This window comes from Herminiimonas fonticola, from assembly GCF_040395855.1.
GTDB classification, from domain to species: domain Bacteria; phylum Pseudomonadota; class Gammaproteobacteria; order Burkholderiales; family Burkholderiaceae_D; genus Oxalicibacterium; species Oxalicibacterium fonticola_A.
Window position 1 is genome coordinate 22853 of the sequence record NZ_JBEBPO010000017.1, and the last position, 11996, is coordinate 34848.

Sequence of the window (11996 nt, forward strand, 5' to 3'; positions counted from 1 at the left end):
GCGCACAGCACTACTAAGCTGGACTATTTTCTTTACCGTAACGTGTCTTGACGTAATCCAGCACAATCGCATGAAATTCTGCGGCGATATTGTCGCCACGCAGCGTGACTGTTTTTTCGCCATCGACAAATACCGGCGCCGCCGGCGATTCGCCGGTCCCCGGCAAACTGATACCGATGTTCGCGTGTTTCGATTCGCCCGGGCCATTGACGATGCAACCCATCACCGCAACGTTCATCGCTTCCACACCCGGATACTGTTTTTTCCATACAGGCATCTGATCACGCAAATACGTTTGAATGCCATCAGCCAATTCCTGAAATACGGTGGAAGTGGTGCGACCACAACCAGGGCACGCAATCACCATAGGCGTAAATTTACGCAAGCCCATGGTTTGCAGAATTTCCTGCCCGACAATGACTTCCCTGGTGCGATCGCCGCCCGGCTCCGGCGTCAGCGAAATACGGATCGTGTCGCCTATGCCTTCCTGCAGCAACACCGACAGTGCAGCAGTCGAGGCAACGATGCCTTTGCTGCCCATGCCCGCTTCAGTCAATCCCAGATGCAGCGGATAGTCGCAACGACGCGCCAGTTCGCGATAGACCGCGATCAAATCCTGCACGCCGGATACCTTGCACGACAGGATGATTCGATCACCAGCCAGGCCCACTTCTTCGGCACGCATTGCGTTTTCGATTGCCGAGGTGACCAGTGCTTCATACATGACCGCCTGCGACGTCCACGGATTCGCGCGCGCTGCATTTTCATCCATGATGCGCGCCAGCAGTTCCTGATCCAGGCTGCCCCAGTTCACACCTATGCGTACCGGCTTGTCGAAACGGCAGGCCGTTTCTATCATCTGCGCGAATTGCGTATCGCGCTTGTTGCCTTTGCCTACATTGCCCGGATTAATGCGGTATTTGGCCAGCGCCTTTGCGCAATCCGGATAATCGTTCAACAGCTTGTGGCCGTTGTAATGAAAATCACCGACCAGCGGCACGACGATATCCATCTTGTCGAGTTGCTCGCAAATTGCCGGCACGGCGGCGGCGGCTTCCGGCGTATTCACCGTGATGCGCACCAGTTCCGAACCGGCGCGGGCCAGTTCCTTGATCTGGATCGCAGTACCGATCACATCGGCGGTATCGGTATTGGTCATCGATTGCACGACGACCGGCGCATCGCCACCTATGCGGATTTCGCGTCCACCATAGCTGACAACGGCCAGGCGGCTTTTACGCCGCGAAAAAGGGCCAGTGGCAATCGGATCGGATGACGACATACGTAATCTATTTCAAATTCAAGCGGGCAACGTTGCTGGTATTGCCTGCGACAATATCAACCGGTGCACCGCGCAAAGTTACATCAACACCGGCGGCATTACCGATCACCATGGACACCGGCCCGGTCACTTCAACGACCTCGGATGAACCAGCTTTCAGCAACCGCGAAAGCACAATGCTGTTATCGGCACGTTTGATCTCAACCCAGGAATCCTCACGTACTTTAATTGCCAGCGCATCCTTACTATTAACCGGAACTGCAACGGCTGGTGTCGCCACCTTGTTCGCCGACGGCGCAGCTGCAGAGACAGAAGTCGAAGCCGCTGGAGTCGGTGCAGGCGTCAACACTGGCACTGGCGTCGGAGCAGCAGGTACAGGCAGTGCCGCCACCGGCTTGACTGCCGCAACTACCGGCGCAGGTGTTACCACCGGAGACTTTGCTGCCACTGGGGGTGCTGATTGAGCAGTTTCATTTGCACCAGCCGGCGCATCTACTGCTTCAGACGGTGTTTCTGGTACTTCAACCACCGTTTCGACAGGCTCGGCTGACGTTACTTTTTCTTCCGCAGTAGAGGATACAGACGACGCTCCCTCAGGCAGCCAGCCCATGCGTTGACCGGCGAACAACAACACGCCTATCACCACCACAGCAGCCACACCCATCACGCTCTTGGACGACAAGCCGCGCGAACCAGGAGACGACAGTCTGGTTTCGGAAAACGATGCAGAAAGCGTATTGCGTTCCGGCAGCAGCACAGGTGGTGCCACCGTATCGTCAATCACTGCAGCCAATATAGGCGCAGGATCAGCCTGCAATACTTTTGCATAAGCGCGGATAAAACCGCGCACAATCACCATGCCCGGCAAAGCTGCATAATTGTCGGCTTCCAGCGCCTGAATCTGCCGATTTGCAAGATTCAATTGACCGGCAATCTGTACCGTAGTCCAGCCGCGTGCCTCACGCAAGGCGGCAAGCTGCGCTCCTGCCGACACCATCGGTTCAACTGTCTCATTCACGCTTTCCGCAACAGGTTCGGCGGACACGTTATTTGTCGTTTCATTCACAGGCACATCGTCATTCATTAAAGGCTCCACGCTGATAAGCCGCAAATTCATTTGAGTTCGGGTAACGGCGACGCAACTGCGTCGCATAACTGGTTTCTGCCGCCCGATCACCTATCTTGCGTTCAATCTTGACTGCCAGCCACAACACTTCTGCACTCAGCACATCGGCTTTGGTGACACGTGCGATGTAAAAGCGCGCACGCTCGAAATCACCGCGCTCGTAATTCATGCGCGCCAGATTGGTATTCGTCGTCGCATTGCCCGGCTCGTAACGGAATGCTTCGTTAAAATAGCGCTCCGCTGCGACAGCATCCTTCAGGATCAGACTGCACGTTCCGGCATTATTCAAAGCCTTGGCAGGCGACTGATACGCCTTGTTGCGAAGGGCCGCCTCAAAATAGGCAATCGATTGGCTGGCGCGGCCGTTCTGGCACAGAAACCAACCGTAGTTATTACTTAAATCCGGATCGTTCGGCGCCAGGCGGATCGCGCGCGTAAAGTTTTCTTCCGCCAGCCGTGTCTCACCCATATCCATGTAAATCAAGCCGGCCATGCTATAGGCATCGGCAAACTCGGAATCGGTTTGCAAGGCGAGCTTGATTTCATCCAGCGCAATACTCATCTGCCCTTGCTGGTAATAGCCGATCGCCAGTTGCAGGCGAATCCCCGCACGCTTTTGCCGATCGGTCCTGTCTGAACTGGTCGCCAGCTCGCCATCCTGTTTGACTGCGGGGCTGGATGCACATCCCGCCAACAGGGCTGCACACAAAAGCGAAGTTCCAAACCAGGTAAATCGGCGCGCTGTCATCAAGATGGAATCTCCACAATACGTCCAAAATTCTTGCCGAATTTCTCTTGATACTCGGCCATTTTTTTCATGCGGTCCTGCACTCTCGTACGATCCTGCACCTCGCCCGCCAACTGACCGCATGCAGCGTCGATATCATCGCCGCGCGTCTTGCGTATCGTCGTCACCAGTCCGCCATCCATCAGCACCTGGGCAAATGCCTTGATGCGCGGATTATTGGAGCGCGTCAAACCGGATTCCGGAAACGGATTGAAGGGAATCAGATTGAATTTGCACGGCACATCGCGAACCAGTGCCAGCAATTCACGCGCATGCTGATCGCTGTCGTTGACGCCATCCAGCATGCAATATTCAAAGGTCACAAAATCACGTGGCGCGAATTCGAGATAGCGCTTGCACGCCGCCATCAATTCCTGCAACGGATATTTCTTGTTCAAAGGTACCAGGCCGTCGCGCAAGGCATCGTTCGACGCATGCAGCGAAACCGCCAGCGCCACTGCGCAATCCTGTGACAGCTTGTCTATCATAGGCACCACGCCACTGGTCGATAGCGTTACGCGGCGACGCGACAAGCCATAAGCGTTATCGTCCAGCATCAGCTTGAGAGCGGTAACGGTCGGTTCGTAATTCAGCAAAGGTTCGCCCATGCCCATCATCACCACATTGGTGATCTGGCGCTCGCCTTTCGGGCCAGGTTCAATCCCCTTGGTTCTGCGCAATTCAAATTCCGCCATCCACAGCTGACCGATAATTTCGCCCACTGACAGATTGCGGTTAAAACCTTGTTTTCCGGTTGAACAAAACCGGCAATTTACCGCACAACCCGCTTGTGTCGAAATGCACAAGGTGCCGCGGTTTTCTTCGGGAATAAAGACAGTCTCGACTGCATTACCCTGCCCCACATCGATCAGCCACTTGCGCGTGCCGTCGGAAGAGGTGTGATCGGAAATGACGCCAGGTGCGGCAATCATCGCGCGCGTCTTCAGCTTGTCGCGCAGCGACTTGGCCAGATCCGTCATCGCGTCGAAATCACTGGCGCCGAATTGATGTATCCAGCGCTGCAATTGCTTGGCACGAAACGGCTTCTCACCCAACTCGCCGCAATAAGCGATGAGTTGTGCAGGATCCAGATCCAGCAGATTGGTGAGAGTCGTCGTCATAAAGCCATTTCAAGCCATTCAGTCACAGGTACAAACCTGCGCAGAACGGCAATTCCAAATTAACGCGAATACACGTTCAATGCAGGGAAGTAGTAAGCGATTTCAACTTTCGCTGTTTCTTCTGCATCGGAGCCGTGCACGGCATTAGCGTCGATCGAATCAGCGAAATCGGCGCGAATCGTACCTTTTTCAGCTTTCTTAGGATCGGTTGCGCCCATCAGGTCGCGGTGCTTGGCGATTGCATTTTCGCCTTCCAGAACCTGAATCATCACAGGACCGGAAATCATGAAATCGACCAGATCCTTGAAGAAAGGACGTGCGCTGTGAACAGCATAGAAACCTTCTGCGTCAGCGCGCGACAATTGCGCCATGCGAGCAGCGATGATTTTCAGGCCAGCGCCTTCGAAACGGGAATAAATCTGACCGATTACGTTTTTAGCGACTGCGTCGGGTTTAATAATCGACAGGGTGCGTTCGATTGCCATCTGAAAAAACTCCAATAAAATGAAAGGGTTAAGACAAAAATCTGATATTTCAACTAACCTTTAATTCTAACATGAAAGTGCCCTTCTCTTCGAGCAGAAACACTGGTTTTTATGTGAAGATAGCGTTAAGAACAGAAGCGTTTATACTATGCCCATGTCAAGAACCTGCTTGGCAACAACTCGAGCTTGATATTAACTGGAGGAAACATGAGCAATCTACAACAGACCTACGGGTCCACCTATGACATTGCGTCAACCAGACATCGTGTGCTGCGCAATACGTACTGGCTGCTTGCGTTATCGATGATTCCCACTGTGCTGGGTGCCTGGCTGGGCGTGCAATTCAAATTTGCATTCTTCGCCGCCAGCCCTTTCATGGGCATGATGGTTTTCCTGGCCATAGCCTTCGGCTTTTTCTACGCCATTGAAAAATTCAAGAATTCAGGCTTGGGCGTAGCGCTTTTGCTCGGCTTCACCTTTTTCATGGGCTTGATGCTGTCGCGCCTGATCGGCCATATACTCGGCTTTGCAAACGGCACCTCGCTGATCATGACCGCTTTTGGCGGTACGGCAGCCATCCTGGGTGTAATGGCCACGGTTGCCACCGTTTCCAAGCGCGATTTTTCGGGCCTGGGAAAATGGCTGTTCATGGGCGTACTGGTGATCATCGTGGCGGCCATCGCCAATATCTGGCTGCAGTTGCCGGCACTGCAACTGACGATCTCGGTCGTCGCCATCGGCATATTCTCGGCCTTCATTCTGTACGATGTACAGCGCATCATCAATGGCGGCGAAACCAATTACGTCACGGCGACACTGGGTATCTACCTGAGCGTGTATAACATTTTTGCCAACCTGCTCTCCCTGCTGGGGATTTTCGGCGGCGAACGCGACTGATATCGGACGCACACAAAAAAGCCGACTTACGAGTCGGCTTTTTTATTCGTGAGCATTATGGAAAATGGCCGGTCCAATCTTTGCTCAGCCTGCTTGGCCCACCGTTTCCTTCAATTCGAAAACCGCCATCGATTCCACATGCGAGGTATGCGGAAACATATTCACCACGCCTGCATTTTTCAGTACATACGGCCCTTCATTCACCAGCACCGCTGCATCACGCGCCAGCGTCGATGGATTGCATGAAACATAGACGATACGACTCGGCAGCAAATCCGGCTGCACGGCGCTCAGGCCGGCCAGGGCTTCGCATACTGCCAGCGCACCATCGCGCGGCGGATCGATCAACATGCGATCGAATTTACCCAACGCGATGAAATCATCCGTTTTCGCTTCAAACAGGTTGCGTGAATAAAAGGTGGTTTTGGCATCCAGTCCATTGGCCACGGCATTTTCCAGCGCACGTTCAGTCAGCGTGGTGCTGCCCTCAATGCCGACCACCTCGCGCGCCTGCGTTGCAATCGGTAGCGTGAAATTGCCCAAACCGCAAAACAGATCGGCAACCCGGTCCGCTGCTTGCGCATCCAGCAGGCGCAAGGCACGTGCTACCAGCACCCGGTTGATTTGGTGATTCACCTGCGTAAAATCAGTCGGCTTGAACGGCATCTTCACACCGAACTCAGGCAAAGAGTAATGCAGCTTGTTATCCGTCGGATAGAACTGATAGGCGCTATCCGGGCCGGCTGGCTGCAACCACCATTGCACCTTGTATTCATCGGCAAATGCCTTGAGCTTGACTTCATCCTCGGCCGACAAGGGAGCCATGATGCGCAACACCATCGCGGTAATTTTGTCTTGTTCGCCCTGGCCAATGGCCAATTCAATTTGCGGCAGATGATCGATGATGGAGAGCGATGCAACCAGGTGACGCAAAGGCACCAGCATCGCCGATACGTTTGCCGGCAGTATTTCGCAGGTTTTCATATCGGTAATAAAAGACGATTTTCTTTCGTGGAAACCGACCAGTACCCCACCCTTTTTCGGCACATTGCGCACCGATATCCGCGCCCGATAGCGATAACCCCAAGTCGGCCCGTGGATCGGGCGCAGCATGGTTTCTGCCCTGACCTTACCGATATGCTTCAGATTATCCTCGAGGATGCGCTGCTTCAGCGCAACTTGCGCACCAGCCTCAAGATGCTGCATCGAGCAACCGCCGCAAATGCCGAAATAGCTGCATTTAGGTTTGGTGCGCAGCGACGATTCCTTGATCACGGACATCATTTTCGCCGCTTCCCAGTTCGCTTTCTTGCGATAGGAAGAATAAACGACGCGTTCTTTAGGCAAGGCACCTTCGACGAAAATCACTTTACCCTGCGTACCGTCTTCATTCTGCAGATGGCCTACGCCTCGCGCTTCCATGTCGAGGGATTCGATATCGATAATTGTTTGCTGCATAGGAGTTGAATCAGGTGAGCCTGCCGGGAACGGCTGGTGTTAAAGAAGAAGGTGAAATCAAAAGAACCGGATGATAGCAAACTGCGCACCTACGCGGACAGCATGCGCTGCAGTGCGTCAGTCCGGCTATAGCAAAGAGTCTTTGTCCACGCCAGTTCTGGTCAACGAACGCTTCAGCTTGACCAGCGCTTCCTGCTGGATTTGCCGCACCCGTTCGCGCGTGACATGCATTTCTGTCGCCAGCTCTTCCAGAGTGGCCGGATCGTCGTTATCCAGACCGAAGCGACGCGTGATGACCAGACGCTGCTTGTCTGACAGTTTATCCAGCCAGTCACGCACCAGCACGATCATTTCCTGGTGCTCGGCCAGTACATCCGGATCATTCGTATGATCGCCCTGCAGCAAATCCATCAGGCTGGACTGCGGATCGCCATCCAGCGGCGCATCCAGCGAACTGGCATGTTCAGACAGCGCGAGGATATCCTGCACATCCTCGACACTGCGTTCGACCAGATGAGCGATATCTTCTGCCGTCGCATCCTTGCCGTCGTGATGCTGTGCCTCAAGATGAAATTTGGCGCGCAGAGTCTGGTTCAATTCGCGCACCACATGCACCGGCAAGCGCACAGTACGCGCCTGATTCATGATTGCGCGCTCTATGCTCTGGCGTATCCACCAGGTAGCGTAGGTTGAAAAGCGAAATCCGCGTTCCGGTTCGAATTTGTCGATCGCCCGCATCAAACCCAGATTGCCTTCTTCGATCAGGTCGAGCAGAACCACGCCGCGATTGATGTAGTGCTTGGCAATCGACACTACCAGGCGCAGATTGTGTTCGATCATCTTCTGGCGCGCTGCAAAATCACCCTGCTTGGCCAGCGTGGCAAAATGCACTTCTTCCGCCACCGTCAACAGGGGACGAGCACCAATCTGGTTCAGGTAATGCTGTGTTGCATCGGTGGAAAGTTCGCTGGAGAGAACTTTTTTCAGTTCATCAATGCCGGCAACTTCAACCGCTTCTACCGGCTCATGCGACTCGACCGTATCGCCTTCCTGATCGGCGTCGTCCGTTTTTTCTTCATCATCAGGCTGAAACAATAGCTCAGTAGGCGCAGTTTCCGCGCCTTCTTCATCGTCTACCTGAGCGTTTCGATTGCGGTTCATTAGCTAGCGACTGGGTAAGAATTTGGAAGGATCGACCGGCTTGCCTTGCTGGCGAATTTCAAAATGCAGCTTAACGGTATCGGCATCGGAATCGCCCATATCTGCAATTTTTTGTCCTTTGCTGACGCTCTGGCCTTCTTTCACATGAATCGCCTTGTTATGCGCATAGGCAGATAACAGGGTGCTCGTATGCTTGACGATGACCAGATTGCCGTAGCCGCGAATCCCGCTACCTGCATACATGACCTTGCCCGCACCGGCTGCCAGCACCTGCTGTCCCGACTTGCCGGCGATATCGATGCCTTTTTTATTATCGTCAAAGGTGGCAACGAGCTTGCCTTCTGCTGGCCACATCCACGACACGGTTTCGTCCTCCGTAGCAGCGGCAGGAGCCTCTGCCGGCTTGTCGCTCGATGCCACTGCCTTTGGCGGCGTACTTGCCGCGTTGCCTTCCGACTTTTGCATTTCAGCCAGCGTGCTATCGGAATAAGGGCGTTTTTCGCCGCGCGGACTGGTTTTATTACCTGCCGTGCTGCCCGCCGGTGCGGAAAGGGAACGCGCCTCGGTACCGGATGCGGTCGCCACTGCACCGGTTTGCGCACCGCCGCTGCGTACGACGGGTGCATCGGGCGGCGCAACGCGCAGCACCTGATCGACCTTGATGTCGTTTGGATTGGCCAGCTTGTTCCAGGTTACGAGTTCGCTATAGCTTTGTCCAAAATCCAGCGCGATGCGATACAAGGTATCGCCCTTTTTGACTGTATAAAAATTCCGGTCGTCTGTTGCACTTTTTGCCGTGCCGGTACCGCCTATCGTTCGTTCTGTGACAGGTGCGGCGCGATGCGTGGTGCCGCAGGCGGCAAGCGAGCCGACCAGCAATACCAGCAATGTGATTCGAAATTTTTTCATTCTCTTTACGTTCAATTATCTACAGCGGTGTTTGTTCGTTGCGCTCAAGTTACAGTACCCGGACGGAGCGGCACAAAATGGCAATCCTCCAGGGTCGAACTCTTCCATTCAAATTTGCTGACGCGCTCTATCAATTGCAGGACCTGATGACGGTCGCCAACCGGGGCAACCAGCCGTCCGCCTATTGTCATTTGTTCCAGCAAGGCCTGCGGCACTTCCAGTCCGGCGGCGGCCAAAATAATGCCATCAAACGGCCCCGCCTGAGGCAGGCCAAGCATACCATCTCCGTAATGCAAGCGGATATTTGCCACACGCATGGGCCGCAAGTTGGATTTCGCCAATTCGTGCAAACCCTTGATGCGCTCGATGGAATAGACTTCCTTGGCCACCAGCGACAGCACCGCCGCCTGATAACCGCAACCGGTACCGATTTCCAGCACACGATTGAGTACGCCGGCATTGTTATTGTTCCGCATGACTTCAATCATTCTTGCCACGATATACGGCTGCGAGATCGTCTGGTGATAACCAATTGGCAACGAAGCATCGATATAAGCCTGACTGGCCAGCGCCGGCTCCATGAACAAATGACGCGGCACCGCTTCCATCGCCGCCAGCACCTTGCTGTCCGTGACCCCTTGTTTGGCCACGCGCGCCGTCATGGCCTTGCGTATCGCATCCGACACCAGCGGCGTGCTACGTGACGATGTTGCATGCGCCGCAGCCGGTGCGGCAAGCTTGTGCGGCACTTCCTGCTGCCGCGTTGCCGGCACTTGAATTTTTCCATGCCGGGATGCATTCAATGTCGCCGTTTGCGGCGTAGCGGTTTTACCTGCAACGCGCTGGGGATCGCTGCGCGCACCGTTGCGCGGTGCCTTCTCCGAAATAGAAGAAAGCGACAATGGAAAACGCTTGGTCTTGTCCGTCATGCCAGCATCTTCTTCAGGGCCGCCAGTTGCGTATTTTGCGTCAGGTCTATCTGCAAGGGTGTGATCGATACATGTCCCAGGGCCGTGGCATGAAAATCGGTACCCTCGCCGGCATCCTTTTGTCCGCCGCACGGACCTATCCAGTAGATATCGCGACCATGCGGATCCTGTGCCTTGATCACGGCTTCCGACTGATGACGCCGGCCCAGACGCGTGGCGACCGCAGGTTTCAACTGTTCATAAGGCAAATTGGGAATATTGACGTTGAGCAGGAAATTTTCGGACAAACTATCGAAACGACGCTCGACAAGATCGCGCGCTACCCGTGCTGCCGATTTGAGCTCGGCCCATCCCTTGTCGAGCTGTGAAAACGCAATTGCCGGAATACCGAACAAATGACCCTCGGTTGCCGCCGCTACCGTGCCGGAATAGAGCGTGTCATCGCCCATGTTTTGCCCCTGATTGATACCGGAAACGATCAGGTCGGGCCGGAAACTCATGATGCCGGTCAGCGCAATATGGACGCAATCGGATGGCGTGCCATTAATAAAATAGAAACCGTTGGACGCCTGATAGACCGATAGAGGCCGGTCCAGCGTCAGCGAATTGGAACTGCCGGAGCGATTGCTGTCGGGCGCCACAACGACAATATCGGCGATCGGCGCCAGCGCGTCGGCCAGTGCCATGAGTCCCGGCGCAAGATAACCGTCATCGTTACTGATAAGAATTTTCATGGGTGAATTTTACCTGAAGCAATACTGCTTTCCGAACCAGCTTTCATGTCCGCTCAAGCACCGGAAAAACGTGCAGAGTCATGTGTCAATTTATTCTGCAACATCCAACTCATTGTCCATCGACGCAAGAAATGTGCGCACCACATCCAGTTCGCGCGTGCGCTTGAACGGCGGCAGGCTTTGCCAGATGCGCTTGCCGTAGGGCTTGGCGATCAGACGCGGATCGCAAATCATCAGCACGCCGCGATCCGTCTCATCCCGAATCAGGCGGCCGGCACCCTGCTTCAGATTGATAATCGCAGCCGGCAACTGGTGATGCATGAAGCCGTTCATACCCTTGCGTTCCAGCGCCTCGATGCGCGCTGCCAGCACCGGATCGTCAGGAGGCGAAAACGGCAATTTATCGATGATGACCACCGACAGTGCGTCCCCGCGCACATCGACACCTTCCCAGAAACTCTGGCTGCCAATCAATACCGCATTGCCGGCCGCACGAAAACGATCCAGCAATTCTGTACGTCCGGCTTCGCCCTGCACCATCAGCGGGAATGGCAGTTTGCGCCGCTCGAATTCTTCGCGCAAACGTTCTGCGGTACGATTGACCGCGCGTATCGTCGTGCACAGAAAAAATGCGCCACCGCCTGCCGCTTCTATTACCGGCAGCGCCGCATCGATGACGGCATCGGTATAGTCAGGCGAATTCGGCTGCGGCAGGCCGGTCGGCACATACAGCAAACCCTGGCTATCGTAATCGAAAGGACTGGGCCAGGAATGCGCCGGCTCGTCCCACAAACCCATTTGCGCACTGTAGTGATTGAAATCGTTTTTCACCGCCAGCGTGGCAGAAGTGAAAATCCATGTGCGCGGTACGCCTTCACGCTGCTTGTTGAAAATAGGCGCAATCGACAGCGGCGTCTGGTGCAGCTGCAGTGATGATGAAAACGCCTCTACCCACAGCACGCTTTCCTGTCCGATGATCACCTCGCCCTTGGGCTTGTTCCATGCATCCAGCCTGGTGGCAATTTCAATTCCGCGCACCCGGCACTGCTCTATCGTTTCAGCCCGTTCGGCCTGCTTTTGCAGAACCGAAATCATGCCGTCCAGTTC

General features: G+C 54.8%; 12 protein-coding genes. 1 reads left to right on the forward strand and 11 read right to left on the reverse strand.

What is annotated here, in order from left to right; all coding sequences use genetic code 11:
- Positions 1-13: 13 nt before the first annotated feature.
- From ispG to ndk, 5 genes are read right to left on the reverse strand one after another with little or no spacing between them, the layout of a single operon-like run.
- Positions 14-1282 carry a flavodoxin-dependent (E)-4-hydroxy-3-methylbut-2-enyl-diphosphate synthase gene (gene ispG, locus ABWP27_RS04135; RefSeq protein ID WP_353153755.1) on the reverse strand — a complete coding sequence of 423 codons (1269 nt, stop codon included), beginning with the start codon at positions 1280-1282 and terminating at the stop codon, positions 14-16.
- Between the two features lie 7 nt (positions 1283-1289).
- Positions 1290-2366 (reverse strand): helix-turn-helix domain-containing protein, encoded by a 1077-nt coding sequence (locus ABWP27_RS04140; protein WP_353153758.1) that lies wholly within the window; start codon positions 2364-2366, stop codon positions 1290-1292.
- Positions 2359-3156: a type IV pilus biogenesis/stability protein PilW gene (gene pilW / locus ABWP27_RS04145; protein WP_353153785.1), complete on the reverse strand. Its 798-nt coding sequence runs from the start codon at positions 3154-3156 to the stop codon at positions 2359-2361. Before pilW ends, ABWP27_RS04140 begins: the two co-directional genes overlap by 8 nt.
- Positions 3156-4316: a dual-specificity RNA methyltransferase RlmN gene (rlmN, locus tag ABWP27_RS04150; protein WP_353153760.1), complete on the reverse strand. Its 1161-nt coding sequence runs from the start codon at positions 4314-4316 to the stop codon at positions 3156-3158. Before rlmN ends, pilW begins: the two co-directional genes overlap by 1 nt.
- A 59-nt stretch (positions 4317-4375) precedes the next feature.
- Positions 4376-4801: a nucleoside-diphosphate kinase gene (gene ndk / locus ABWP27_RS04155; protein ID WP_353153763.1), complete on the reverse strand. Its 426-nt coding sequence runs from the start codon at positions 4799-4801 to the stop codon at positions 4376-4378.
- Between the two features lie 207 nt (positions 4802-5008).
- Here ndk and ABWP27_RS04160 point away from each other — a divergent pair, with 207 nt between their 5' ends.
- Entirely contained in the window at positions 5009-5698 is a 690-nt protein-coding gene (locus ABWP27_RS04160; protein WP_353153766.1) for a Bax inhibitor-1/YccA family protein, read from the forward strand.
- 84 nt (positions 5699-5782) lie between these two features.
- Here ABWP27_RS04160 and rlmD read toward each other — a convergent pair whose 3' ends face one another.
- From rlmD to ABWP27_RS04190, 6 genes are all read right to left on the reverse strand, one after another.
- Complete coding sequence (gene rlmD, locus ABWP27_RS04165) at positions 5783-7156, reverse strand: 23S rRNA (uracil(1939)-C(5))-methyltransferase RlmD (protein ID WP_353153768.1); 1374 nt, start codon at positions 7154-7156, stop codon at positions 5783-5785.
- 126 nt (positions 7157-7282) lie between these two features.
- On the reverse strand, positions 7283-8317 hold the full coding sequence (rpoS, locus tag ABWP27_RS04170; RefSeq protein WP_353153771.1) for an RNA polymerase sigma factor RpoS: 1035 nt from the start codon (positions 8315-8317) through the stop codon (positions 7283-7285).
- A 3-nt stretch (positions 8318-8320) separates the two neighbouring features.
- The gene (locus ABWP27_RS04175) at positions 8321-9226 is read right to left on the reverse strand and encodes a peptidoglycan DD-metalloendopeptidase family protein (protein WP_353153774.1); all 906 of its coding nucleotides are present in this window, start codon (positions 9224-9226) and stop codon (positions 8321-8323) included.
- Positions 9227-9270: 44 nt separating this feature from the next.
- Positions 9271-10155: a protein-L-isoaspartate(D-aspartate) O-methyltransferase gene (locus ABWP27_RS04180; RefSeq protein ID WP_353153777.1), complete on the reverse strand. Its 885-nt coding sequence runs from the start codon at positions 10153-10155 to the stop codon at positions 9271-9273.
- Positions 10152-10889: a 5'/3'-nucleotidase SurE gene (surE, locus tag ABWP27_RS04185; RefSeq protein WP_353153779.1), complete on the reverse strand. Its 738-nt coding sequence runs from the start codon at positions 10887-10889 to the stop codon at positions 10152-10154. The genes ABWP27_RS04180 and surE overlap by 4 nt, the downstream gene beginning before the upstream one ends.
- Positions 10890-10979: 90 nt before the next feature.
- A partial coding sequence (locus ABWP27_RS04190; protein ID WP_353153782.1) for an ATP-dependent DNA helicase occupies positions 10980-11996 on the reverse strand: 1017 nt, incomplete at its 5' end.